21 protein-coding genes are annotated in these 24,577 nt (G+C 53.2%); 14 read left to right on the plus strand and 7 right to left on the minus strand.

The features are described from left to right. Positions 1-6: 6 nt before the first annotated feature. The 6 genes from mlaE to murA all read left to right on the plus strand — a co-directional run bounded on the left by mlaE (position 7) and on the right by murA (position 4,032). Positions 7-789: a lipid asymmetry maintenance ABC transporter permease subunit MlaE gene (gene mlaE, locus O1Q74_RS01460; protein ID WP_271875791.1), complete on the plus strand. Its 783-nt coding sequence runs from the start codon at positions 7-9 to the stop codon at positions 787-789. 4 nt (positions 790-793) lie between these two features. Continuing rightward, positions 794-1,360: an outer membrane lipid asymmetry maintenance protein MlaD gene (gene mlaD, locus O1Q74_RS01465; RefSeq protein ID WP_271875792.1), complete on the plus strand. Its 567-nt coding sequence runs from the start codon at positions 794-796 to the stop codon at positions 1,358-1,360. A gap of 15 nt (positions 1,361-1,375) precedes the next feature. Next, entirely contained in the window at positions 1,376-2,005 is a 630-nt protein-coding gene (gene mlaC / locus O1Q74_RS01470) for a phospholipid-binding protein MlaC (RefSeq protein ID WP_271875793.1), read from the plus strand. 13 nt (positions 2,006-2,018) lie between these two features. After that, positions 2,019-2,309 (plus strand): lipid asymmetry maintenance protein MlaB, encoded by a 291-nt coding sequence (mlaB, locus tag O1Q74_RS01475; protein WP_271875794.1) that lies wholly within the window; start codon positions 2,019-2,021, stop codon positions 2,307-2,309. 123 nt (positions 2,310-2,432) lie between these two features. Further along, positions 2,433-2,687, plus strand: a complete 255-nt coding sequence (gene ibaG / locus O1Q74_RS01480) for a BolA family iron metabolism protein IbaG (RefSeq protein ID WP_010280170.1) — start codon at positions 2,433-2,435, stop codon at positions 2,685-2,687. Positions 2,688-2,769: 82 nt separating this feature from the next. Further along, complete coding sequence (gene murA / locus O1Q74_RS01485) at positions 2,770-4,032, plus strand: UDP-N-acetylglucosamine 1-carboxyvinyltransferase (protein WP_271875795.1); 1,263 nt, start codon at positions 2,770-2,772, stop codon at positions 4,030-4,032. Positions 4,033-4,143: 111 nt separating this feature from the next. On the opposite strand, the gene degS is transcribed toward murA, so the two are convergent. The 4 genes from degS to zapG all read right to left on the minus strand — a co-directional run bounded on the left by degS (position 4,144) and on the right by zapG (position 8,943). After that, the gene (gene degS, locus O1Q74_RS01490; protein WP_271875796.1) at positions 4,144-5,241 is read right to left on the minus strand and encodes an outer membrane-stress sensor serine endopeptidase DegS; all 1,098 of its coding nucleotides are present in this window, start codon (positions 5,239-5,241) and stop codon (positions 4,144-4,146) included. Between the two features lie 213 nt (positions 5,242-5,454). Beyond that, positions 5,455-6,825, minus strand: a complete 1,371-nt coding sequence (gene degQ, locus O1Q74_RS01495; RefSeq protein WP_271875797.1) for a serine endoprotease DegQ — start codon at positions 6,823-6,825, stop codon at positions 5,455-5,457. Positions 6,826-7,105: 280 nt separating this feature from the next. Beyond that, positions 7,106-8,434: an IS4 family transposase gene (locus tag O1Q74_RS01500; RefSeq protein ID WP_271874802.1), complete on the minus strand. Its 1,329-nt coding sequence runs from the start codon at positions 8,432-8,434 to the stop codon at positions 7,106-7,108. 104 nt (positions 8,435-8,538) lie between these two features. Beyond that, a complete protein-coding gene (gene zapG / locus O1Q74_RS01505; protein ID WP_005975485.1) occupies positions 8,539-8,943 on the minus strand; it encodes a Z-ring associated protein ZapG in 405 nt (134 codons plus the stop codon). Positions 8,944-9,158: 215 nt separating this feature from the next. Between zapG and zapE the strand changes: the two genes are divergently transcribed. The 5 genes from zapE (at position 9,159) to sspB (ending at position 12,869) form a co-directional block, all read left to right on the plus strand. Next, on the plus strand, positions 9,159-10,310 hold the full coding sequence (gene zapE / locus O1Q74_RS01510; protein ID WP_271875798.1) for a cell division protein ZapE: 1,152 nt from the start codon (positions 9,159-9,161) through the stop codon (positions 10,308-10,310). Positions 10,311-10,547: 237 nt separating this feature from the next. Next, the gene (gene rplM, locus O1Q74_RS01515) at positions 10,548-10,976 is read left to right on the plus strand and encodes a 50S ribosomal protein L13 (protein ID WP_012773011.1); all 429 of its coding nucleotides are present in this window, start codon (positions 10,548-10,550) and stop codon (positions 10,974-10,976) included. 15 nt (positions 10,977-10,991) lie between these two features. After that, on the plus strand, positions 10,992-11,384 hold the full coding sequence (gene rpsI / locus O1Q74_RS01520; RefSeq protein WP_039346610.1) for a 30S ribosomal protein S9: 393 nt from the start codon (positions 10,992-10,994) through the stop codon (positions 11,382-11,384). 331 nt (positions 11,385-11,715) lie between these two features. Next, positions 11,716-12,357: a stringent starvation protein SspA gene (gene sspA / locus O1Q74_RS01525; protein ID WP_005975503.1), complete on the plus strand. Its 642-nt coding sequence runs from the start codon at positions 11,716-11,718 to the stop codon at positions 12,355-12,357. Between the two features lie 5 nt (positions 12,358-12,362). Continuing rightward, entirely contained in the window at positions 12,363-12,869 is a 507-nt protein-coding gene (gene sspB / locus O1Q74_RS01530) for a ClpXP protease specificity-enhancing factor (RefSeq protein ID WP_271875799.1), read from the plus strand. Positions 12,870-12,931: 62 nt separating this feature from the next. Here the strand turns inward: sspB and O1Q74_RS01535 are convergent, their stop codons facing one another. Further along, a complete protein-coding gene (locus O1Q74_RS01535; protein ID WP_271875800.1) occupies positions 12,932-13,705 on the minus strand; it encodes a (S)-acetoin forming diacetyl reductase in 774 nt (257 codons plus the stop codon). Positions 13,706-14,082: 377 nt separating this feature from the next. On the opposite strand from O1Q74_RS01535, the gene O1Q74_RS01540 reads away from it, so the two are divergent. Further along, positions 14,083-14,496 carry a GFA family protein gene (locus O1Q74_RS01540; protein ID WP_271875801.1) on the plus strand — a complete coding sequence of 138 codons (414 nt, stop codon included), beginning with the start codon at positions 14,083-14,085 and terminating at the stop codon, positions 14,494-14,496. 82 nt (positions 14,497-14,578) lie between these two features. On the opposite strand, the gene O1Q74_RS01545 is transcribed toward O1Q74_RS01540, so the two are convergent. Together O1Q74_RS01545 and gltB are read right to left on the minus strand one after the other, a co-directional pair. Continuing rightward, positions 14,579-15,997 (minus strand): glutamate synthase small subunit, encoded by a 1,419-nt coding sequence (locus O1Q74_RS01545; protein WP_271875802.1) that lies wholly within the window; start codon positions 15,995-15,997, stop codon positions 14,579-14,581. A 9-nt stretch (positions 15,998-16,006) separates the two neighbouring features. Then, the gene (gene gltB / locus O1Q74_RS01550; RefSeq protein WP_271875803.1) at positions 16,007-20,467 is read right to left on the minus strand and encodes a glutamate synthase large subunit; all 4,461 of its coding nucleotides are present in this window, start codon (positions 20,465-20,467) and stop codon (positions 16,007-16,009) included. Between the two features lie 651 nt (positions 20,468-21,118). Between gltB and O1Q74_RS01555 the strand changes: the two genes are divergently transcribed. Together O1Q74_RS01555 and arcB are read left to right on the plus strand one after the other, a co-directional pair. Further along, positions 21,119-22,048 carry a TIGR01212 family radical SAM protein gene (locus tag O1Q74_RS01555; RefSeq protein ID WP_271875804.1) on the plus strand — a complete coding sequence of 310 codons (930 nt, stop codon included), beginning with the start codon at positions 21,119-21,121 and terminating at the stop codon, positions 22,046-22,048. Positions 22,049-22,167: 119 nt separating this feature from the next. After that, a complete protein-coding gene (gene arcB / locus O1Q74_RS01560) occupies positions 22,168-24,537 on the plus strand; it encodes an aerobic respiration two-component sensor histidine kinase ArcB (RefSeq protein WP_271875805.1) in 2,370 nt (789 codons plus the stop codon). Positions 24,538-24,577: the final 40 nt, after the last annotated feature.

Genomic DNA, 24,577 nt, shown 5'->3' on the forward strand with positions numbered 1-24,577 from the left:
GCAGTCATGTTATTACGGACGTTGGCGTCGCTTGGGCGTCAAGGCATCGCTACCAGTGCCGCGTTTGGGCGCGCCGGATTGATGCTGTTTAATGCGCTGGTGGGTAAGCCCGAATTTAGCAAACAGTGGCCGCTGTTGGTGAAACAACTTTACAGCGTTGGCGTGCAGTCGCTGCTGATCATCATGGTTTCCGGCCTGTTCATCGGCATGGTGCTGGGGTTGCAGGGGTTTATCATCCTGACGACATACAGCGCCGAGGCCAGTCTGGGCATGATGGTGGCGCTGTCGCTGCTGCGTGAGCTTGGTCCGGTAGTGACGGCGCTGCTGTTCGCCGGGCGTGCAGGTTCCGCGCTGACGGCAGAAATTGGGCTGATGAAGGCAACGGAACAGCTCTCCAGCATGGAGATGATGGCGGTCGACCCGCTGCGCCGCGTTGTTGCACCGCGCTTTTGGGCGGGACTAATCAGCATGCCGCTGCTGGCGGTGATTTTTGTCGCCGTGGGGATCTGGGGAGGCGGGTTAGTCGGTGTGGACTGGAAAGGCATCGACAGCGGGTTCTTCTGGTCCGCCATGCAGGGTGCGGTTGACTGGCGTCAGGATGTCTTGAACTGCGTGATTAAAAGTGTCGTATTTGCGATTACCGTGACCTGGATTGCACTGTTTAACGGCTATGACGCGATCCCGACGTCTGAAGGGATTAGCCGTGCAACGACGCGAACCGTCGTGCACTCGTCGTTAGCGGTATTGGGATTGGATTTTGTGCTGACAGCACTGATGTTTGGGAACTGAGTCGATGCAAACAAAGAAAACTGAAGTCTGGGTTGGTGTGTTTATGTTGATCGCGCTGGCTGCCATCCTCTTTTTATGCCTGAAAGTAGCCGATCTCAAGTCGATCGGGAGTGAGCCAACGTACCGTCTGTACGCGACGTTTGACAACATTGGCGGGCTGAAAGCGCGTTCTCCGATCCGAATTGGCGGCGTGGTCATTGGTCGCGTGGCGGATATTTCGCTGGACGAGAAAACCTACCTGCCGCGTGTAGCGATGGATATTCAGCAGCGCTACGATCATATTCCGGATACCAGTTCTCTGGCCATTCGTACGTCTGGTTTGCTGGGCGAACAGTATCTGGCACTGAACATTGGGTTTGAAGATGAAGAAATGGGCACGACTATCCTGAAGGATGGCGGTGTGATTCAGGACACCAAGTCAGCGATGGTACTTGAAGATCTCATCGGTCAATTCCTATATAAGAGCGGCAGCAATAGCGAAGATAATGCCGGTCAATCGGGTACGGAGCCAGGTGCCAATCCTGCGGCAACCCCTGAGCACAACAACGAACCTGTTCCTTCACATCCATAATAAGAGGATACCTGCATGTTTAAACGTTTACTGATGGTGGCTTTACTGGTGGTCGCGCCATTAGCCAACGCGGCGGACCAAACGAATCCCTACAGTTTAATGAATGAAGCGGCGGAAAAAACGTTTAACCGCTTGAAGAACGAACAACCAACGATCAAAAAAAATCCTGACTATCTGCGTACTATCGTACGTGAAGAGTTACTGCCGTATGTTCAGGTGAGATACGCCGGTGCGTTGGTGCTGGGGCGTTATTACAAAGACGCGACACCGGCACAGCGTGATGCCTATTTCAAAGCGTTTGAAGCGTATCTGGAGCAGGCCTATGGCCAGGCTTTGGCGATGTATAACGGGCAAACCTATCAGATTGCTCCTGAACAGCCACTGGGCAATGCCGATATCGTTTCCATTCGCGTGACCATCATTGATAACGGCGGTCGCCCTCCGGTACGTCTGGACTTTCAATGGCGTAAGAACAGCAAAACCGGTAACTGGCAGGCGTACGACATGATTGCTGAAGGTGTCAGTATGATCACCACGAAGCAAAATGAGTGGGCGACAATTCTGCGCCAGAAAGGTGTTGATGGCCTGACTCAACAACTGGAATCCTCAGCGAAGCAGACCATCACGTTGGATCAGAAAAAGTAATGTGGGTGTGAACATGGCGAACGCATTGAACTGGCAGGCACAGGACTCCACGCTGGCGTTAACGGGCGATCTGGATCGTGAAACGCTGTTACCGTTCTGGCAGCAGCGTGAAGCGTTGCTCGTGGGTAAAACCGCGCTGGATGTGTCGGGGTTAAACCGCGTTGATTCTGCCGGGTTGGCATTACTGATGCACGTTTATCAGCCGCCATCTTCAGGGAGTGAGATAACGATTGTCGGTGCTAGCGATCGGCTAAAAACGCTCATTGCGCTCTATAACCTGAATGAAATCATCCCAGTGTCTTAACCTGTCACGCCGATGCCTGATTTCCCCTTCAGGCATCGGCGCATTCTTTGTTTAAGATAGCGCCATATTCATCTAAGATACCTCCCTGTAAATCATCTCCCCCTGACATAGAAATCGAGAGCGATGGAAAATAACGAAATTAAAGACGTGCTGATGAACGCATTAGCACTGGAAGAAGCCCATGTTTCTGGCGATGGCAGCCATTTTCAGGTCATCGTGGTGGGCGGACTTTTTGCTGGAATGAGCCGAGTCAAAAAACAGCAGGCCGTTTATGCGCCGCTGATGGAGTACATCGCGGATAACCGTATTCACGCACTGTCAATCAAGGCCTATACGCCGGAAGAGTGGCAACGCGACCGTAAACTGAACGGCTTCTAAATACGCTCCGTGTGTGAGCGGAGAGTCATCGCCAGTATCAGTGTGATGAAACAATGAATTAAGACATCGAGATACAAAGACTATGGATAAATTTCGTGTTCAGGGCCCAACCCGCTTAGCGGGGGAAGTGACCATTTCCGGTGCCAAGAATGCTGCGTTGCCCATCCTGTTCGCTGCGTTGCTCGCAGAAGAACCGGTAGAGATTCAAAACGTACCGAAACTGCGCGACATTGATACCACCATGAAGCTGCTTGGTCAGCTGGGCGCGCGCGTTGAGCGTAACGGCTCTGTCCATGTGGATGCCAGCAATGTAAACGTATTCTGTGCGCCGTACGATCTGGTAAAAACCATGCGTGCATCCATCTGGGCTCTGGGGCCGCTGGTGGCGCGTTTTGGTCAAGGTCAGGTATCGCTGCCCGGCGGCTGTGCGATTGGTGCACGTCCGGTAGATTTGCATATTTACGGCCTTGAGCAGCTTGGTGCACAGATTGTGCTGGAAGAGGGGTATGTAAAAGCGACGGTTGATGGTCGCCTGAAAGGCGCGCATATCGTGATGGACAAAGTGAGCGTGGGTGCCACGGTCACCATCATGAGCGCGGCGACGCTGGCGGAAGGCACTACGATTATTGAGAACGCGGCGCGTGAACCGGAGATTGTCGATACGGCAAACTTCCTCAATACGCTGGGTGCGAAAATCAGCGGTGCAGGTAGCGATAAAATCACCATTGAAGGTGTTGCGCGTTTGGGCGGCGGCGTGTACCGCGTGGTGCCAGACCGCATTGAAACCGGGACATTCCTGGTTGCGGCTGCGGTATCTCGTGGTCAGATTATCTGTCGCAATACCCGTCCTGATACGCTGGATGCGGTATTGGCGAAGCTGCGCGAAGCGGGTGCGGAGATCGACATCGGCGAAGACTGGATCAGTCTGGATATGCACGGTAAGCGTCCAAAAGCGGTTACCGTTCGCACGTCGCCGCATCCGGGGTTCCCGACCGATATGCAGGCGCAGTTCAGCTTGCTGAATCTGGTTGCGGAAGGAACCGGCGTAATTACCGAAACCATCTTCGAAAACCGCTTCATGCATGTGCCTGAGCTTATCCGTATGGGCGCGCAGGCGGAAATTGAGAGCAATACGGTGATTTGCCACGGCGTTGATAAGCTGTCTGGCGCACAGGTGATGGCGACCGACTTACGTGCGTCGGCCAGTCTGGTATTGGCGGGTTGTATCGCGGAAGGCGTGACGATAGTCGATCGTATTTATCATATCGATCGTGGCTATGACCGCATCGAAGACAAGCTGCGTGGATTAGGTGCGAACATCGAGCGCGTTAAAGAACACGAGTAATCGCTCCCGCTATTTGTCGTCACCATGATGTTTTTCAACCGGGTGGGTTCCCACCCGGTTTATTGTTTACCCGCTGATATCGTCTCGTCTATCAACTCGCCTTGGATACCGCTATTGATTGGGAAATTCCTGAATCGTCATTTGTAGTGTGATTTGCTTATTATCGCGCTCAATGGTGACCGGAATGACGGTGCCAGGGCGTATTTCTGAAATCTGCTCCATGGTTTCGATAATCGAACGGGCAGGCTTATTGTTCACGCTCACGATAACGTCTTCAATATGGATACCCGCTTTATCTGCTGGTCCACCTGGGTCGATAGTCTGAACGAGAATACCGGTTAATCGCCCCTGAGCATAACGGCTATTGGTCAATGTACTGTTCTCAAAGTTTTCAAGCTGTACACCGTTGACGCCAATATAGCCACGCACCACGCGACCATCGCGGATGAGCTTGCCCATCACCTTGGTCGCCAGCGCCACGGGGATCGCAAAACTAATGCCTTCCGGCGTTTCGCCGTTGCTGCTTTTATCAAAAGAGAGGGTATTGATACCGACCAGTTCACCCAGTGTATTGACGAGCGCGCCGCCGGAATTCCCGTGGTTAATGGAGGCGTCGGTCTGCAGCAAGTTTTGGCGTCCGACCTGGCTTCGTTGCTGGCCATAAGCGCTGAGGCTGACACGGCCCGTTGCGCTGATGATACCCTGCGTGATGGTTTGCCCCAGATTATAAGGGTTGCCGATTGCCATCACGACATCGCCGACGTGGGGTATACGGTCTGAATTGATTGGAATAACGGGCAGATTGACGCCATCAATTTGCAACACAGACAGGTCGGTCAAGGAATCAGAACCGATCACTCGGGCCTCGTACAGCCTGCCGTCCGACAGCTCTATCTGGATCTGTTGCACGTTATTAATTACATGCTTGTTGGTTAAAATGTACCCTTTTTCATTCATGATGACGCCAGACCCCAGAGGATGAATAGCGACTTCGCTGGGTTTGTCCGCCTTGGCAACCCGGTTGTAAATGTTAACCACAGCAGGCGCCGCACGGCTCACTCCCTGATGGTAGCTTACGGGCGAATTATCCGTCTGTCTGCCACTGCTTTTCAGAAACGATGTGCCAGATCCGATAAAGGGGAGTACGGCCAGAATAATACCGGCGACCAGGGCACCAAAGAGTGCTGAACGTAATAACTTAGCAAGCATGACCGTGATTTACTGTGGAAAAGGGGGGTAGGGGGAGGATATCACGAGAAGTTCGGACACCGCATGATTCGGTGTCCGATTTTTTTATGGCGTGCCATCTTTGGCCGCCACCCTTACGGACCGTTGCTGATACAACGTTAAAAATTTCTCCCGGAAATTTTTAACATCAACGACTTTCTGCTTGGTTACGCTACCGAAAAAGACGACAGGTGGTTAACGTAACAGCAGATAAATCGTTTCTTCGCCCCGGACGATATTCAACGCCAGAACAGAAGGTTTCGCTTCCAGCAGCTTGCGCAGCTGTGTGATGTTTTCAATACGCTCGCGGTTTACGCCGATGATGATATCGCCTTTTTGCAGACCAACCTGCGCCGCAGGCGTGTCTTTGGCGACGTTATCAATCTGTACGCCTTTGCTGCCGTCTTTCAATTGACCATTGGTCAAAGACGCTCCCTGCAATGACGGCGAAAGCGTTTCGGCGCTGGTTGATGCCGATGAGCTGTTATCCAACACGACGGACACTTCCTGCGGTTTGCCATCGCGCAGCAGGCCGATTTTCACGGTCTTGCCTGGCGCGGTGGTGCCGACTTTCGCCCGCAGTTCCGCAAAGCTGCTGATCGGTTTACCATCCAGCGTCGTCAACACGTCACCCGCCTTGATACCGGCTTTCGCGGCGGCAGATTTCGGTAAGACTTCGCTGACAAAGGCACCACGCTGTGCATCGACGTTGAAGGCTTTCGCCATCTCAGACGTCATCTCGCTGCCTTTAATACCCAGGAGCCCGCGTTTGACTTCGCCAAATTCAACCAACTGCTGTGCCAGATTCTGAGCCATGTTGCTGGGGATAGCGAAACCGATGCCGATGTTCCCACCGCCCGGCGCTAGGATTGCGGTGTTGATACCGATCAGTTCGCCGTTGAGGTTAACCAGCGCACCGCCGGAGTTGCCACGGTTGATGGAGGCATCGGTCTGGATGAAGTTTTCCAACCCTTCCAGATTCAGCCCGCTGCGTCCCAGCGCGGAGATGATACCTGAGGTCGCGGTCTGACCAAGGCCGAACGGGTTACCCACAGCAACGGCGAAATCACCGACGCGGAGTTGATCGGAATCAGCCATTTTCACCGCGACCAGATTCTTGGCGTCATTCAGTTGTAGTAGGGCGATATCGGTCTGCTCGTCGCGACCAATCAGTTTCGCTTCATACTCACGTCCGTCATTAAGCTGGACGCGAATTTTGTCGGCGTTATTGATCACGTGGTTATTGGTGAGCACGTAACCTTTTGCGGCATCAATAATGACGCCAGAGCCCAGCCCTTCAAACGGACGAGAACTTTGTTTGTCCGTCGGGAAGTTTGGACCAAAGAAGAACTTGAACTCTTCCGGTACGCGCTGACGCTGTACCTGTGTACCTTCAACATGCACGCTGACGACGGCTGGCAACACTTTTTCCAGCATCGGGGCCAGGCTTGGCGTCTGTTGCCCTTGTACCACAGCAGGCAGCGCAGCATGCGCTGCGGGAAGCGTGGACAGGGTCAAACCTATACTCATTGCCAGTGCACTAAATAATAATGATGTTTTTTTCATTGTTATTAACTCTCTCACGGCCTGCGGATGAATAAAACGATGATATATAAACTTAAAGACACGGTGAAGAGTCAGACTGGCGATCAATGTGTAAAGTTCACTGCTGTTTCGTCAGCAGATTGTAACTATCGCTTTTATACAACGTGTTACCGAACGGTGGTGTTATCGAACGATGGCAGCCTACGGTGCGCGTCTTAAACGGACAAACGCTTTAAGCGTAGAGCATAGGAAGGGAAAACGTGAGGCCAGAAAGCCTCACGCTGGAGGTAATGCCAGTCAGTTAAGCAACTGACTGGCATTTTTTCTCAGCTTTTCGATATTTATAAGGTCTCTCTTTCACCACTCTCGGAAAGGCTCTTTCCCTTCTTATCGGCAGCTTCACCATCTGCCCCATACTTTCCAGATCTCGCAGTAGCTCAGGGATACGACCCGGCGATGCGCCCTGAAGCGTCATCAACATTCTCATGACCAGCCCGCAGGATTCTGAGAAGCTCAGCTGATTTGGCCAGTAACCTTTCAGTTGACTGGCCATTTTAATCATCTGATAACGCACCAGATTATACGCCAGCAGCACACCCCATAACTCCTGCTCCACAAGTTCCGGTTTTTTGCTTCTCAGTGTCAGTCTGCTCAGTTGCATTGTCTGTTTGATTTCACGGTAACCCAACTCGATTTCCCAACGGTGACTGTAAAGCTCAACCATTTCACCTCCCGGATAACGCATGCCATCGGTCATCGAGGTCAGTAACTGATAGGTTTTGCCTTTACGGCTATAGGTCAGTAATCGGGCTGTCACTTCTGTACTCAGTCCCGGCCATTTTTTGCGGGATTGTGGCGTCGTTTTCAACTGTACCAGATGATCGCCTTTTCCCAGTTTCCGGACCTCCTCGTAACGGGTACCTTTCTTAAGCGGTATCATCCAGTGTCGGTGTTCTCCCGCACGCTTCCAGGCATTCAGTAACCCTAATGAGTAATACCCTTTATCGAGCAGCGTCAGCGTATTATCTGCGGTCTGGTCTATCAGTTGCTCAGCCAGGGTATATTCGCTGTCTTTCATCGTACCGAAGGCTGCGGCGGTTATCAGATGGCTGGTCAGCTCCATCTGACAGACCATTTTGACCTGCGGGTAGGGGCCAGGTTGGCCGCAGTAAGTCTGGCGCGGGAAGGCGGCATCATTTTCAGGTGTTTCCTGTGTGCGCCAGACGACGCCATCCATCGCCAGTAACGTCAATCCACACCAGTGAGGATGTGCCACAGCGTTGTGCCACAAGTGAGCAGTGTGCGTGAACACCCGTCGAACGGCATCACTTCCGAGTCGCTGGCGGGCCTGGATAACCGCGCTGGGAGCAACAAAGGGACGGTTACCGGGCAGCATAATATCCAGCCGATTGACAATCTGATGAAGCGGCTCCTTACGTTCAAGCGCCATGCCGACAATGCACCAGACCATCATTTCGAGAGGAAGACGGCGTTTACGCAGGGTGACCACGCCGGACTCAGCAAGGCAACGAGCAATAAGTTCTGGGTCAAGAAAGTCGCCAAGAGAAGTCAAAGGGTTACGGGTCGAGTCGTAACGTGAAACGAGGTCGATGGCCTGAGAAATACGCATAAAAAAATCCGGAAATGAAGAACATTTCCGGATTCTTACACAGCTATTGGATCGTTCAACTGATCCTTAACTGATCAGCATTACTCACGCTGGAGGAGACTTAATTATTTGCGAATCGGGCGTTCGCCCCGCAGCAGGCCTGATGCACCGTCGGAATAATCACGCGGTGGCATGTTCACCGGAGCCTGATCGTTATCCGCTTCGGATTCGGTCAGACGATATTTAAACGGATTATCCTGGCCGGGAACGTTAGGTAACAGGTTATTGGAGCTTTTCGCCATGTGCTGATAAAGCTGACGATAATCATCCGCCATGTTATCCAATAGCTCCGCACTGCGGGCGAAGTGACCCACCAATTCCTGACGATAGTCTTCCAGTTCGGTTTTGCTTTTCTCCAGCTCATTCTGCAATACCTGCTGTTGCCGCAGCTTACGGTTCCCAAAGCGCATGGCGACAGCACCAATAATAATACCGACTACTAAACCTATCAGCGCATACTCCCAAGTCATAATAGCTCCTATTTTGACGTCGTTGTCCCGTAGGGTTTTTCACTTAATAATAGTCACTATAACCGTTAACCTTGCCTGAGTGGAATCCTGATACTCGATGATGGAAGGGAATGTTGACCCACCGCAGACATCAAGGTTGTTAACTGCGACGATTACGGCTTAAATCGACGGCAACACACAGCAAAACACGACTAACTTTTTTCTCAGGGATTGCGATGGCTACTCCACAGACAACACGGCAGCAAACAACACCCTTGGCACTTTATCAGCAGGCGCTTTCCGCTGGTGAATATCAGCCGGATGAGGTGCAGCGGCAAACGGTTGTGCGCCTGGAAGCGATACATCAGGCGCTATGCGAACGTGCTGCTGATGACAATGCAGGGGCATCCGGCCGCGTGGGAAAATGGCGTAGCTGGCTTGGGCTACGTGAGAAACGTGAATCTGCGCCAGTCCAAGGGTTGTATATGTGGGGCGGCGTCGGGCGCGGTAAAACCTGGCTGATGGATATGTTTTTTCACAGCTTGCCCGCTGAGCGCAAAATGCGCCTGCATTTTCATCGTTTTATGCTGCGTGTGCATGAAGAACTGAACCAGTTTCAGGGGCAGGAAAATCCGTTGGAAAAAGTGGCCGACGGTTTTAAAGCGGAAACCGACGTGCTGTGTTTCGATGAATTCTTCGTCTCTGATATTACCGACGCGATGCTGCTGGCCGAGCTGCTGCGTGCGCTGTTTGCCCGCGGAATTGCGCTGGTGGCGACATCAAATATTCCGCCGGACGATCTCTACCGCAATGGATTACAACGTGCACGTTTTCTTCCTGCGATTGAGCTGATTAAACAGCATTGTGAAGTGCGTAATGTCGATGCGGGTATCGATTATCGTCTGCGCACGCTGACGCAGGCACACCTTTATCTTTCTCCGTTGGATGCAAAGGCGGATGCCGCGATGCAGCAGATGTTTACCCGCCTGACGGGGAAACGCTGGCAGACGCCGGGACCGGTGCTGGAAATCAATCATCGCCCGTTGGCGACACTCGGCGTGAGTGATGGCGTGCTGGCGGTCGATTTCCACACGTTGTGTACCGAAGCGCGCAGCCAGAATGATTACATTGCGCTTTCGCGTCTCTACCACACGATGCTGCTGCACAATGTGACGGTGATGGAAACGAAGGAAGAAAACACTGCCCGCCGTTTTCTGGCACTGGTAGATGAGTGCTACGAGCGTCGCATCAAATTGATTATTTCTGCGCAGGTATCCATGTTTGAGATTTATCAGGGAGAACACCTGAAATTTGAATATCAGCGCTGTCTGTCCCGTTTGCAGGAAATGCAGAGCGAAGAGTACTTACGACAGCCACATTTGGCATAACGCAGGCTGCGGTTTTTTAGTCATTTGCGTGTGAAAAAAGGTCGATCTTTGGGAATGACTTCTCTATAATCTTGCGACCCCACGTTACAACAAAGTTTTTTTCCCAAAAACTTTATAGTGCCGGCAATGGCTATTCGAAGGGGTAGGTTTGCTGGACTTGATGGTCGTGTGAGCCTCAACTGTTTTTGAGCGTTTGGGTGTTCACCAACGTGTAACTAATTATTGGGTAAGCTTTTAATGAAAACTTTTACAGCTAAACCAGAGACCGTAAAACGCGACTGGTACGTTGTTGATGCGAACGGTAAAACTTTAGGCCGTCTCGCTACTGAACTGGCTCGTCGTCTGCGCGGCAAGCATAAAGCGGAATACACCCCGCACGTTGATACAGGTGATTACATCATCGTTCTGAACGCTGACAAAGTTGCTGTAACTGGCAACAAGCGTAACGACAAGATTTATTATCACCACACCGGCCACATCGGTGGTATCAAACAAGCGACCTTTGAAGAGATGATTGCCCGCCGTCCTGAGCGTGTGATTGAAATCGCGGTTAAAGGCATGCTGCCGAAGGGCCCGTTGGGTCGTGCTATGTTCCGTAAACTGAAAGTTTACGCGGGCACCGAGCACAATCACGCGGCACAGCAACCGCAAGTTCTGGACATTTAATCGGGATTATAGGCAATGGCTGAAAATCAATACTACGGCACTGGTCGCCGCAAAAGCTCCGCCGCTCGCGTGTTCATCAAACCGGGCAACGGTAACATCGTTATCAACCAGCGTAGTCTGGAACAGTACTTCGGTCGCGAAACTGCCCGCATGGTAGTTCGTCAGCCGCTGGAACTGGTCGACATGGTTGAGAAACTGGATCTGTACATCACCGTTAAAGGTGGTGGTATCTCTGGTCAGGCTGGTGCGATCCGTCACGGTATCACCCGCGCTCTGATGGAGTATGATGAGTCTCTGCGTAGCGAACTGCGTAAAGCTGGCTTCGTTACTCGTGATGCTCGTCAGGTTGAACGTAAGAAAGTCGGCCTGCGTAAAGCACGTCGTCGTCCTCAGTTCTCCAAGCGTTAATTTCTTGCTGCTTTGCAGCGAAATTAATGCAAAAAACCCGGTGCTGGTCACCGGGTTTTTTATGCCTGAAAATAAATTTCCTCGAAATATACGCTTTACTTTCCGTATGTTAGCGATGAAGTTGCGCTTATATCCCCACAAAACGAACAAAATCTGATAAGCTATTCGCCGATTTTATGCCTGTGTGCCAGCTATCGCGTCGCTGTTTAAAACGCCAGATATGGTCGGGCGATGTTTACACACATTGGCGAGCAGCATTTCGAATAGCGGTTTGCAGGTTATTGACTGCACGGCTATTCGCCATATTTTCTCGATAAACTTGGAGGTTTTCATGGCTGTCGCTGCCAACAAACGTTCGGTAATGACGCTGTTTTCTGGTCCATCCGACATTTTTAGCCATCAGGTACGCATCGTATTGGCGGAAAAAGGTGTGAGTGTCGAGATTGAGCAGGTAGACATGGATAATCTGCCTCAGGATCTTATTGACCTCAATCCTTACGGTTCCGTGCCAACGCTGGTCGATCGTGAACTGACGCTCTATGAATCACGCATTATCATGGAGTATCTGGATGAACGTTTTCCTCATCCGCCGTTAATGCCTGTCTACCCGGTAGCTCGCGGTAACAGCCGCCTGATGATGCATCGCATTGAGAGCGACTGGTATTCTTTATTGAAGAAAATTACTCATGGCAGCGCGCAAGAAGCGGACGCGGCGCGTAAGCAACTGCGTGAAGAGCTGCTGGCTATTGCTCCGGTGTTTAACGAAGCACCTTATTTCATGAGCGAAGAGTTCAGTCTGGTGGATTGCTATCTGGCTCCGCTGCTGTGGCGTCTGCCGCAGTTAGGCATTGAACTGAGTGGTTCGGGCGCGAAAGAGCTGAAAGGCTACATGACACGCGTCTTTGAGCGTGATGCGTTTCTGGCTTCCCTGACGGAAGTGGAACGTGAAATGCGTTTGCAAACCCGAGGTTAAACTGTATGGCGTTGTCTCAACTGTCTCCGCGTCGTCCGTATTTATTACGGGCTTTTTATGATTGGTTGCTGGATAACCAATTAACGCCTCATCTGGTGGTAGATGTCACTCTGCCGGGTGTTATGGTGCCGATGGAGTTCGCCCGTGACGGCCAGATCGTGCTGAATATCGCACCGCGCGCTGTTGGCGGCCTTGAGTTAGCTGATGACAGCGTTCGTTTCAATGCCCGTTTTGGTGGCGTACCGCGCCAGGTCTACGTGCCGATGGCGGCCGTAATGGCGATTTATGCGCGTGAGAACGGGGCTGGAACGATGTTTGAGCCTGAACCTGCTTACGAAGAATCCGCAGGTGAATTTGAAGACTTCCAGGAAGGCGCTCCCTCTTCAGGGACGGTGATATCGATTGTCGAGAGTCCGCCTGATTCTGAAGCCCCTGACGATGGCCCCGGTTCTGATGATGAACCGCCACAGCCGCCTAAAGGTGGCAGACCGTCGCTGCGGGTTGTTAAATAATTCATTTTCAAGGGCACCACTGCGGTGCCCTTTTCTATTTCTGTTGTTAGCTAAATATGCCGTTAACTGAACACCATTCCGCCATCAATCAATAGCGATTGCCCCGTCATATAGTCGGAATCGTGGCTGGCCAGATAGGAGACGCATGCCGCGACATCTTCTGGTTCGGAAAGGCGACCCAGCGTAATGCGTTTGGCGAATTCTTCTGTCGCATAGCCACGCGGTTTCCCTGCGGACTCGGAGATCTTTCGATCGATCTCATCCCACATTGGCGTTTTTACGATACCCGGGCAGTAACCGTTGACCGTGATGCCCAACGGCGCTAAATCGCGTGCGGCAGTTTGTGTCAGACCGCGAACCGCAAATTTACTTGAACTGTAGACGGCGAGCTCAGGGTTGCCCACATGTCCGGCCTGCGAGCAGGCATTGATGATTTTTCCGCCGTGCCCCAGAGATTTAAAGGCATCGAGCGCCGCCTGAATGCCCCAGATAACGCCTTTGACGTTGATGTTATACACGCGATCGATGACTTCCGGCGTGATGTCTTCAATCAGCGTTGAGGGGGCAACGCCGGCGTTATTGACGATGACGTTAAAGTCACCAAAGCGCTTTTTGGTTGCGGCAACGGCAGCAAAAACGGCCTCACGATCCGCGACGTCTGCCTGTAATGCGATAGCCTGTCCGCCAGCTTTTTCGATTTCTTGCGCCACGCTGTGCGCGGTTTCCTGATTGTAGTCCACGATGGCGACGGCAAAACCGTCTGCCGCCAGTCTGAGAGCAATAGCGCGGCCAATACCTTGACCGGCTCCTGTAACAAGGGCCACTTCGACTGTCATAGTTCCTCCTTAATGAAATCCAATCTCAATAAAGACAAGTAAATGCCGGAGGTAAGTGTAGGCCTTTAATGTGATATTGCAGGATTTATTACGAAAAGTTCTTTAGAGAGAAGTGGAAAGATAAAGGTTTTATTGGACTTTATGGTGTGATGTTCCGCAGGGAGATGAGCTGATTGTCATCGGCTGCTACGGAGCGGCTTACTTCAGCCTCTGACTATGACTTTTAGGGCGATACCGATGAAAGTTGAGCGCTGTCCGACTTCCTGAGAATAAGATCAAGGGCGTATATAACCTATGCTATAACCGGAACCAGCGGTGATATTCCCTGTTTATGGGATATTGCGATTCTAGAACGCAGAACATCAGGGGAGGAAGCTATGCATCAAGGTCGTTGTTTATGTGGCGGCGTGACGATTTCCACGGCGCATTCGGTGAGTGATGTCAGCGCGTGCCATTGTGGAATGTGCCAGACGTGGGGCGGCGGACCCTTGATGTCCGTCGAATGCACGGATCCGGCGATTGAGATAGAAGGTGAGGAGAACATTACGGTCTGGCCATCATCGGAATGGGCCGAACGCGGTTTTTGCCGCGTGTGTGGAACGCATCTATTTTACCGACTGCGTGGCGGTAATGCCTATCATATTCCGGCGGGTTTCTTTGCTGAGGAGACGAGTAAGACGCTGATATCGCAGATTTATATTGATAAGAAACCGGGCTACTACTCATTTGCTGAAAAGACGCCGACGCTGACGGAGCAGGATATTATCGCGCTTTATGCAGGTAAAGATTGAAGGCTTAGGTAAGGACGGAAAAAGAAAAGGGCAGCCAGCGCTGCCCTTAAGAGAAGTGGGTCGTTTTTACACTTCCACGTTTTTACACTTCCAGATAGTTCATGATGCCATCAGCGGCTTTACGGCCTTCTGCGATGGCGGTGACCACCAGGTCGGAACCACGTACCGCATCGCCGCCCGCAAAAATTTTCGGGTTGCTGGTCTGGAAGGCGTTATCGCAGCTTTCCGGTGCGACAATGCGACCTTGATCGTCCAGTTTGACGTCATGTTCTGCCAGCCACGCCATTTTGTGCGGACGGAAGCCGAACGCCATGATGACCGCATCGGCTTCCAGAACGTGTTCGGAACCCTCTACGATTTCAGGACGACGACGCCCGTTGGCATCCGGCGCACCCAGTGCGGTACGCGCCATTCTCACGCCGCACACTTTGCCCGCGCCGTTGATCTCGACGCTTAACGGTTGCAGGTTGAATTTGAACTCGACGCCTTCTTCACGCGCGTTTTTCACTTCGCGTTTGGAACCCGGCATGTTCTCTTCATCACGACGATAGGCACAGGTCACGTGCGTTGAACCCTGGCGAATCGAGGTACGCACGCAGTCCATCGCGGTGTCACCACCGCCCAGCACCACAACGCGTTTACCTTGCATGCTGACGTAAGGCTCGTCTGCTGCGGCTTCAAAGCCCATCAGCTGCTTAGTGTTGGCGATCAGGAACGGCAGCGCATCGTAGACACCCTGAGCGTCTTCATTGTCCAATCCGCCACGCATAGACTGATAGGTGCCGACGCCGAGGAAGACGGCATCATATTCATCCAGCAGCGCTTTCATCTGCACGTCTTTGCCGACTTCGGTGTTCAGACGGAATTCGATGCCCATCTCGGTGAAAATCTCACGACGTTTCACCATCACCTCTTTTTCCAGCTTGAAAGAGGGGATACCGAAGGTCAGCAGGCCACCGATCTCGGGATGACGATCGAAGACGACGGCTTGTACGCCATTGCGTGCCAGCACGTCGGCACAGGCTAGTCCAGCAGGGCCTGCACCAATGATGGCGACGCGTTTGCCAGTCGGTTTGACGTTGGCAACGCTTGGCTTCCAGCCCATCTCTATCGCTTTATCATTGATATAGCGCTCGATGTTGCCGATGGTGACCGCGCCGAACTCATCATTCAGCGTACAGGAACCTTCACACAGACGATCCTGCGGGCACACGCGACCGCAGACTTCCGGCAGGCTGTTGGTCTGGTGCGATAACTCCGCCGCTTCGATAATACGACCTTCGTTCGCCAGCTTCAGCCAGTTCGGGATGTAGTTATGTACCGGACATTTCCACTCACAGTAAGGGTTACCGCACGACAGGCAGCGATCTGCCTGAGCTTTGGACTGGCTTTCTGAGAACGGCTCGTAGATCTCAACAAATTCAATTTTACGAATCTTCAGCGGTTTCTTGGGCGGATCAACGCGCTGTAAGTCGATAAACTGGTAAACATTCTGACTCATGATGACCTCTTACTGCGCCTGAACCCGCAGCTCGGCTGCGGAACGACTACGGTGACCCAACAATGCCTTCACATCACTTGACTTCGGTTTCACCAGAGCAAACTTCGGTGCCCAGGTCGGCCAGTTAGCGAGGATCTCTTCTCCGCGGTGTGAACCGGTATTCTGCACGTGCTCGGTGATCAGGCCACGAAGATGCTCTTCATGAATAGCCAGTTCTTCGACATCCAGCACTTCCACCAGTTCCGGGTTAACGCGTTTGCGGAATTCACCGTCTTCATCCAGCACGTAGGCGAATCCACCGGTCATGCCTGCGCCAAAGTTCACGCCAGTACGACCCAGCACGCAGACGATACCGCCCGTCATGTATTCACAGCCGTTATCGCCGATGCCTTCTACCACGGTGATACAGCCGGAGTTACGTACGGCGAAACGCTCACCGGCGCGGCCTGCGGCAAACAGCTTACCGCCAGTCGCGCCGTAGAGACAGGTGTTACCAATAATGCTGGCTTCGTGGCTGCGGAAGGCGGAACCCACCGGAGGGCGCACGGAGATGCTGCCGCCTGCCATGCCTTTGCCCACATAGTCGTTGGCATCACCAGTTAATTTTAGTTCCACGCCGCCTGCGTTCCAGACGCCAAAGCTCTGTCCTGCGGTACCGGAGAAGTAGGCTTTGATCGGATCGCCAGCCAGCCCTTGATCGCCATGTTTCTCGGCAATTGCACCAGACAGCGTCGCGCCGACGGAGCGATCGGTGTTACGGATATCGAAGTAGAGCGCTTTGCCCTGTTTCGAATCGATGTGCGGCTGTGCCTGTGCCAGCAACTCTTTGTTCAGCAAGCCTTTATCGAACGACAGATTGCTTTCAGTGCAGTACAGCGCTTTGCCCGGCTGAGGCTGTGCAGCGTGCAGCAGCGGAGACAGATCCAGTTTGTTCTGTTTAGCGCTGAAACCGTCCAGCTCAACCAGCAAGTCGGTGCGGCCAATCAGATCCACCAGACGGCTGACGCCCAACTCCGCCATCAGCACGCGGGTTTCGTGTGCGATGAACTGGAAGTAGTTGGTCACACGCTCAGGCAGACCGTGGTAGTGATCGCGACGCAGCTTCTCATCCTGCGTGGCAACGCCGGTCGCACAGTTGTTCAGGTGGCAGATACGCAGGTATTTACAGCCCAGTGCGACCATTGGCCCGGTACCGAAGCCGAAGCTTTCCGCACCCAAAATCGCTGCCTTGACGATATCCAAGCCAGTTTTCAGGCCACCGTCCACTTGAAGGCGGATTTTGTGGCGCAAACCGTTGGATACCAAAGCTTGCTGTGTTTCTACCAGACCCAGTTCCCACGGGCAGCCCGCGTATTTCACGGAAGACAGCGGGCTGGCACCGGTACCGCCGTCGTAACCAGCGATGGTAATCAGGTCGGCATACGCCTTGGCAACACCTGTAGCGATCGTTCCGACGCCCGGTTCGGACACCAGTTTTACCGAAATCATCGCTTTCGGGTTGACCTGTTTCAGATCGAAAATCAGCTGTGCCAGATCTTCGATAGAGTAAATGTCGTGGTGCGGCGGTGGTGAAATCAGCGTCACACCCGGCACGGAATAACGCAGACGGGCAATGTACGGCGTGACTTTATCACCCGGTAACTGACCGCCTTCGCCCGGCTTCGCGCCCTGCGCCACTTTAATCTGAATCACATCAGCGTTAACCAAATAGGCTGGCGTCACACCAAAGCGGCCAGAAGCAACCTGCTTGATACGGGACACTTTATTGGTACCGTAACGCGCGGGATCTTCACCACCTTCACCGGAGTTGGAGAAACCGCCCAGCCCGTTCATCGCTTCTGCCAGTGATTCATGCGCTTCTGGGCTGAGTGCGCCGATGGACATGGCCGCGGTATCGAAGCGTTTGAACATTTCAGAAGCGGGTTCAACGCTGTCGATCGCGATAGCCGCGCCTTCTTGCGGTTTCAGTGCCAGCAGGTCGCGTAAGGTCGCTGCTGGACGCTCGTTAACCAGTTTGGCGTATTGCTCGTAATCGCTGTACTCCCCGGTTTTCACCGCGGTTTGCAGCGTGGTGACCACGTCTGGGTTGTAGGCATGGTATTCGCCGCCGTGCACAAACTTCAGCAGTCCGCCCTGTTCCAGCGTTTTACGCTTCAGCCAGGCGCGTTTGGACAGGTTCAACAGATCTTGTTCGAAGTCGCTGTAGTTTGCACCGCCGATGCGGCTGACGACGCCCAGGAAGCATTGCGTCGACACATCTTTGTGCAGGCCCACGGCTTCAAACAGCTTGGAGCAGCGGTAAGACGCAATCGTCGAGATGCCCATTTTGGACATAATCTTGTACAGGCCTTTGTTGATGCCATTACGGTAGTTCAGCATCACGGCACGATAAGGTTTGTCGATGGTGTGGTTATCCACCATCCGGGCCAGCGTTTCGTAAGCGAGGTAAGGGTAGATCGCCGTTGCACCAAAGCCTAACAGCACGGCAAAGTGGTGCGGGTCGCGTGCGCTGGCGGTTTCGACAATGATGTTGGCATCACAGCGCAGGCTCTTTTCGACCAGACGGCGCTGAACGGCACCGACGGCCATTGGCGCAGGGACAGGCAAGCGTGATTCGCTAATGCCGCGGTCGGACAGCACCAGCAGAACGGCACCGTCTCTGACTTTGCTTTCTGCTTCGTCACACAGTTTCTCGATCGTCTGTTGTAGCGTTTGCTGCGACGGATCAAACGTCAGATCCAGCGTGTCGGCACGATAGTGCAGTTCATCCTGCGACGTCAGTTGGGTGAAGTCGGAGTAAAGCAGGATCGGTGATTTAAAGCTCAGACGGTGAGCCTGACCTTCCGCTTCACAGAACACGTTCATTTCACGACCAATGCTGGTCGCCAGCGACATGACATGGGCTTCACGCAGCGGGTCGATCGGCGGGTTGGTGACCTGCGCGAACTGCTGACGGAAGTAGTCATAAATGATGCGTGGACGGCTCGACAGCACGGCGAACGGCGTGTCATCGCCCATGGAACCGGTCGCTTCCTGACCGTTTTCGCCCAGCACGCGGATGACCTGATCCAGCTCTTCGCTGCTGTAACCGTACTGTTTCTGGAAGGTCTCCAGCAGTTCATCGTCGAATTCACGGCTGCCGACCTGATCGTCTGGCAACTCTTCAAACGGCACGAGGCGCTTAACGTTTTTCTCCATCCACTCTTTGTAAGGGTGGCGGCTTTTCAGATCGTCATCGGTTTCAGCAGAGTGCAGGATACGGCCACTGCGGGTGTCGATGACCATCAGCTCACCCGGACCGACGCGGCCTTTTTCAACCACTTCATCCGGTTGATAATCCCAGATGCCGACTTCAGACGCACAGGTGATCAGCTTGTCTTTGGTGATGACGTAGCGCGCCGGGCGCAGGCCGTTACGATCCAGGTTACAGGCAGCATAGCGCCCGTCGGACATCACGATACCGGCCGGGCCATCCCACGGCTCCATGTGCATGGAGTTAAAGTCGAAGAAGGCGCGCAGTTCAGGATCCATATCCGGGTTGTTCTGCCAGGCTGGCGGAACCAGCAGGCGCATGGCGCGGATGATATCCATCCCGCCGCTCAGGAACAGTTCCAGCATGTTATCCAGCGAGCTGGAGTCAGAGCCGGTTTCGTTGACGAACGGCGCGGCATCCTGCAAGTCTGGGATCAGCGGGGTTTTGAATTTGTAAGCGCGCGCGCGTGCCCATTGGCGGTTACCAGCGATGGTGTTGATTTCGCCGTTGTGCGCCAGATAGCGGAACGGCTGCGCCAGCGGCCAGCGGGGTACCGTGTTGGTTGAGAAACGCTGGTGGAACAGACAGATCGAAGATTCCAGACGTAGGTCAGCCAGATCGAGGTAGAAGCGCGGCAGATCCGCCGGCATACACAGACCTTTATAGATCGTGACCAGATTGGAGAAGCTACAAACGTAGAAGTCTTTATCTTCGATGCGCTTTTCGATACGGCGGCGCGCCATGAACAAACGGCGTTCCATATCACGTTGACGCCAGCCAGCGGGGGCGTTAACGAAAATTTGCTCAATACGCGGCATGGATGACAGGGCAATTTCACCCAGCACATCCGGATTGGTTGGCACTTCACGCCAGCCCAGTACGGACAGCGTTTCGTTCTGCAACTCTTCTTCTACAATCCGACGCGTGGCGCGAGCCAGCTCTTCGTCCTGATTGAGAAACATCATGCCAACAGCGTAGTTTTTGGCTAAGCGCCAGCCGTGCTCTTCCGCCACCAGACGAAAGAAACGGTCTGGCTTCTGAAGTAATAAACCGCAGCCGTCGCCAGTCTTGCCGTCAGCAAGGATTGCGCCACGGTGCTGCATGCGTGCGAGTGCGTGAATCGCGGTACGCACTACTTTATGGCTCGGCTCACCTTCTATATGGGCGATTAATCCGAAACCACAGTTATCTCTCTCTTGGGATGCATCGTACAACATATTAGTGAACCTCCCCAGGCTCTGTGTGACTCTCACAACCTACTGCGAGAAAGCACCGTGGCGTTGAGCGGCTAGTATTACGCTCTCTTCTTCGGCCTCTCGTGACGGTCTCACAAGTGGTAAATGACTTGTTTTTAGAGGGAGTCTTCATTTACTGCATAAATATGACGAATCATGGACCCGTCAGGAAAGCTTCCAGCGGATTCCCAAATTAGCGAGAAAGCCTGTTCAGGTCAAATACCAGTGCAAAATGTGCTGATAAACGATAGTTTTTAATTATACCTATGAAAGATAATGATTTTTTTAGAAAAATTATCTCGGTAAATGACTATGGCGTTTAATTGAAGTGTGAGCTGTATCACTATATAAAAGCGCGAGAACCCTTATCCGTGCTGCATTGTTTCTCAGTCTCAGCATATTATGCTGTATATGGTTACTTTTAGATTTAATGAAACTATTTTTAAGTATTGCTTCATCTTTTCATCAAGCGCGCATACGGGATAAGAAAAATTAATTAGCACAGACGTGAGTTTATTTTCACTAAAAGCGAATAAAAATGCATTTCGTTGGGGTGTGTGTGATTGATCGCGGTCATCGCGAAGGGGGCAAGAGAAAGGTAGTCTGCTGTTCCTCAAGGGAGCAGGTTAGAATATGCAATTGCAAAAATTAATCAATATGTTTGGCGGAAATCTTCAACGCCGCTATGGCGAGAAGATCCACAAGCTGACGCTACACGGTGGTTTTAATTGCCCTAACCGTGATGGCACGCTGGGGCGAGGCGGCTGTACGTTCTGCAATGTGGCCTCGTTTGCGGATGAACAGATGCAGCAACGCAGTATTGCGCAGCAGTTGGAAACGCAGGCGGGAAAGGTGAACCGCGCCAAACGCTATCTGGCGTATTTCCAGGCGTATACTAGCACCTATGCCGAAGTTCAGGTGCTGGAAAGCATGTATCAGGAAGCGCTGAAACAGGCCGAAATGGTGGGACTGTGTGTGGGCACGCGCCCTGACTGCGTGCCTGATGCGGTGCTGGATTTGCTGTCCCGTTATCATGAACAGGGTTACGAGGTCTGGCTGGAACTGGGGCTGCAAAGTGCGTGTGACAAAACGCTGCACCGGATTAATCGCGGACATGATTTCGCCTGCTATCAGGAAACCACCCGCCGCGCACGTGAGCGCGGCCTGAAAGTGTGTAGCCATCTGATTGTCGGTTTACCGGGAGAAGACGCACAGCGCTGCTTATCGACGCTGGAGCAGGTGGTTGAGACCGGCGTGGAGGGCATTAAGCTACACCCGCTCCATATCGTGGAAGGCAGCACGATGGCGAAAGCCTGGCGGGCGGGAAGGCTGTCCGAGCTGGCACTGGATCGCTATGTGGAGACGGCAGGAGAGATGATTCGCCATACGCCGCCGGAGGTGATCTATCACCGCATTTCCGCCAGCGCTCGCCGTCCGACCCTGCTGGCTCCGCTCTGGTGTGAAAACCGCTGGACGGGCATGGTCGAGCTGGATCGCTATCTGCAAACGCATGGTGTACAGGGTTCCGCGCTCGGCACGCCCTACCGCTACGCTAGTATGTAATGCGTCAAAAGAGGTGGGCGTTAGAGGCTGATATTTCGTGCCGTGAATCTGTGCGGCAGCACCGTATCAGCCGCCGTTTTACGTTATGATGCGCGGGTGGGTGACTAAGGGAAATCGCTATGAAGCAAATTCGTCTGTTGGCGCAGTACTATGTTGATTTGATGGTAAAACTGGGGCTTGTCCGTTTTTCACTGCTGCTGGCCTCGGTATTGGTGCTGTTGGCGATGGTGGTGCAAATGGCCGTCACCCTGCTGCTCAGCGGGGAAGTCGAGAACATCGACGTCGTCCGTTCCATTTTCTTCGGGCTGCTGATTACGCCCTGGGCCGTTTATTTTCTCTCCGTGGTGGTGGAACAGCTCGAGGAGTCGCGCCAGCGGCTGTCGAAGCTGGTGGCGAAGCTGGAAGAAATGCGCCATCGGGATCTGGAGCTGAATGCGCAGCTTCAGGAGAACATCGCACAGCTCAATCAGGAAATCGCTGACCGTATCAAAGCGGAAGATGCGCGTGCGCTGGTGATGAGCCGACTCAAAGACGAGATGTCCCGCCGTGAACAGGCGCAGATTGAACTGGAGCAACAGTCGGCGTTGCTGCGCTCGTTCCTCGATGCCTCGCCGGATTTGGTTTACTACCGTAACGAAGAGAAAGAATTCTCCGGCTGCAACCGGGCGATGGAGCTGTTAGTGGGCAAAAGCCAGAAGCAGCTCATTGGCCTGACGCCGCAGGATGTTTACTCCCCCGATATTGCCGAGAAAGTGATGGAGACGGACGAAAAAGTGTTCCGTCATAACGTTTCTCTGACCTATGAACAGTGGCTGGTTTATCCCGATGGCCGTAAAGCCTGTTTTGAGCTGCGTAAGGTGCCGTTTTATGACCGGATGGGTAAACGTCACGGGTTGATGGGGTTTGGACGCGATATAACGGAGCGTAAGCGTTACCAGGACGCGTTAGAGAACGCCAGTAGGGAGAAGACCACTTTTATCTCAACAATCAGCCACGAGCTTCGTACGCCGCTTAATGGCATTGTCGGGTTAAGTCGCATCCTGCTGGATACGCAACTTGACCCTGAACAGCAAAAATACCTGAAAACCATCCACGTCAGCGCGATTACGCTGGGCAATATCTTTAACGACGTGATTGAGATGGATAAACAGGAGCGCCGCAAGGTGCAATTGGATAACCAGCCGATTGATTTCACTGGTTTTCTGGTGGATCTGGAGAATCTCGGCGGCTTGTTGGCGGAACCGAAAGGCCTGAAGCTGATTATGGATCAGCACCAGCCTCTGCCGCAGAAAGTCATTACTGACGGAACGCGCCTGCGGCAGATCCTGTGGAACCTGCTCAGTAATGCGGTGAAATTCACGCCGAAGGGTGAGAACGGCAAAAAAGGCGAAATTGTGGTGCGCGTCTGGCATGAAAAAAGCGATCGCCTGCGCTTTGAAGTGGAAGATTCCGGGATGGGCATTCCGGCGGATGAACTGGAAAAAATCTTCGCCATGTATTATCAGGTCAAAGACCAGCACGGTGGGAAGCCAGCGACAGGGACGGGAATCGGTCTTGCCGTGTCGAAGCGTCTGGCGCAGAACATGGGAGGCGATATCCAGGTTTCGAGCACGCAGGGCAAAGGCTCCTGCTTTACCCTGACGGTCATTGCGCCGAGCGTCGATGAAGCGGGAAGTGGTCTGGACGACGACGATGATTTGCCGCTACCGGCGCTGCACGTTCTGCTGGTGGAAGATATCGAACTGAACGTGGTGGTTGCGCGTTCGGTGCTGGAAAAATTGGGCAATAGCGTGGATGTCGCCATGACCGGACAGGAGGCGCTGGATATGTTCGATCCCGATGAGTTCGATCTGGTGCTGCTCGATATTCAACTGCCAGATATGACCGGGCTGGACGTCGCGCGTCAGCTGCGTTCACGCTATGGCAACCGCAGTCTGCCGCCGCTGGTGGCGCTGACGGCGAATGTGCTGAAAGATAAACGCGAATATCTGGATGCGGGTATGGATGATGTGCTCAGCAAGCCGCTGTCGGTGCCAGCGCTGACGGCTGTCATCAAACAATTCTGGGACACTCGCACGGTGTGGACGGAAGAACCAGTGATTGAGGAGGGGACTGAAATGGCAAAAGCAGAAGAAGATCTGCTGGATATCCCGATGCTTGAGCAGTATCTGGATTTGGTCGGGCCGAAACTGATTCATCAGAGTCTGGAAATGTTTGAACAGATGATGCCGGGCTATCTGGCGATTCTGGATTCCAACATGACGGCGCGTGACCAGAAGGGCATTACGGAAGAAGGGCACAAAATCAAAGGGGCAGCAGGTTCAGTCGGGTTACGGCATTTGCAGCAAGTTGCTCAGCAGATTCAGACCTCATCGCTACCAGCATGGTGGGATAACGTGCAGGAATGGGTCGATGAACTTAAGCACGACTGGCGTCATGATGTTCAGGTGCTGCGTGATTGGGTAGCAAAAGCAGAAAAAGAATCCTGATATGTTCTGTGCAGCCACAGGGACGTGGCGAGTGAAACGG

This window comes from Pectobacterium sp. A5351 (assembly GCF_028335745.1).
GTDB lineage: Bacteria > Pseudomonadota > Gammaproteobacteria > Enterobacterales > Enterobacteriaceae > Pectobacterium.

Bases quoted from the DNA above. Each gene is read 5' to 3' on its own strand.
- mlaE (WP_271875791.1), top strand. From the start codon at position 7: ATGTTATTACGGACGTTGGCGTCGCTTGGGCGTCAAGGCATCGCTACC.
- mlaD (WP_271875792.1), top strand. From the start codon at position 794: ATGCAAACAAAGAAAACTGAAGTCTGGGTTGGTGTGTTTATGTTGATC.
- mlaC (WP_271875793.1), top strand. From the start codon at position 1,376: ATGTTTAAACGTTTACTGATGGTGGCTTTACTGGTGGTCGCGCCATTA.
- mlaB (WP_271875794.1), top strand. From the start codon at position 2,019: ATGGCGAACGCATTGAACTGGCAGGCACAGGACTCCACGCTGGCGTTA.
- ibaG (WP_010280170.1), top strand. From the start codon at position 2,433: ATGGAAAATAACGAAATTAAAGACGTGCTGATGAACGCATTAGCACTG.
- murA (WP_271875795.1), top strand. From the start codon at position 2,770: ATGGATAAATTTCGTGTTCAGGGCCCAACCCGCTTAGCGGGGGAAGTG.
- degS (WP_271875796.1), bottom strand. From the start codon at position 5,241: ATGCTTGCTAAGTTATTACGTTCAGCACTCTTTGGTGCCCTGGTCGCC.
- degQ (WP_271875797.1), bottom strand. From the start codon at position 6,825: ATGAAAAAAACATCATTATTATTTAGTGCACTGGCAATGAGTATAGGT.
- O1Q74_RS01500 (WP_271874802.1), bottom strand. From the start codon at position 8,434: ATGCGTATTTCTCAGGCCATCGACCTCGTTTCACGTTACGACTCGACC.
- zapG (WP_005975485.1), bottom strand. From the start codon at position 8,943: ATGACTTGGGAGTATGCGCTGATAGGTTTAGTAGTCGGTATTATTATT.
- zapE (WP_271875798.1), top strand. From the start codon at position 9,159: ATGGCTACTCCACAGACAACACGGCAGCAAACAACACCCTTGGCACTT.
- rplM (WP_012773011.1), top strand. From the start codon at position 10,548: ATGAAAACTTTTACAGCTAAACCAGAGACCGTAAAACGCGACTGGTAC.
- rpsI (WP_039346610.1), top strand. From the start codon at position 10,992: ATGGCTGAAAATCAATACTACGGCACTGGTCGCCGCAAAAGCTCCGCC.
- sspA (WP_005975503.1), top strand. From the start codon at position 11,716: ATGGCTGTCGCTGCCAACAAACGTTCGGTAATGACGCTGTTTTCTGGT.
- sspB (WP_271875799.1), top strand. From the start codon at position 12,363: ATGGCGTTGTCTCAACTGTCTCCGCGTCGTCCGTATTTATTACGGGCT.
- O1Q74_RS01535 (WP_271875800.1), bottom strand. From the start codon at position 13,705: ATGACAGTCGAAGTGGCCCTTGTTACAGGAGCCGGTCAAGGTATTGGC.
- O1Q74_RS01540 (WP_271875801.1), top strand. From the start codon at position 14,083: ATGCATCAAGGTCGTTGTTTATGTGGCGGCGTGACGATTTCCACGGCG.
- O1Q74_RS01545 (WP_271875802.1), bottom strand. From the start codon at position 15,997: ATGAGTCAGAATGTTTACCAGTTTATCGACTTACAGCGCGTTGATCCG.
- gltB (WP_271875803.1), bottom strand. From the start codon at position 20,467: ATGTTGTACGATGCATCCCAAGAGAGAGATAACTGTGGTTTCGGATTA.
- O1Q74_RS01555 (WP_271875804.1), top strand. From the start codon at position 21,119: ATGCAATTGCAAAAATTAATCAATATGTTTGGCGGAAATCTTCAACGC.
- arcB (WP_271875805.1), top strand. From the start codon at position 22,168: ATGAAGCAAATTCGTCTGTTGGCGCAGTACTATGTTGATTTGATGGTA.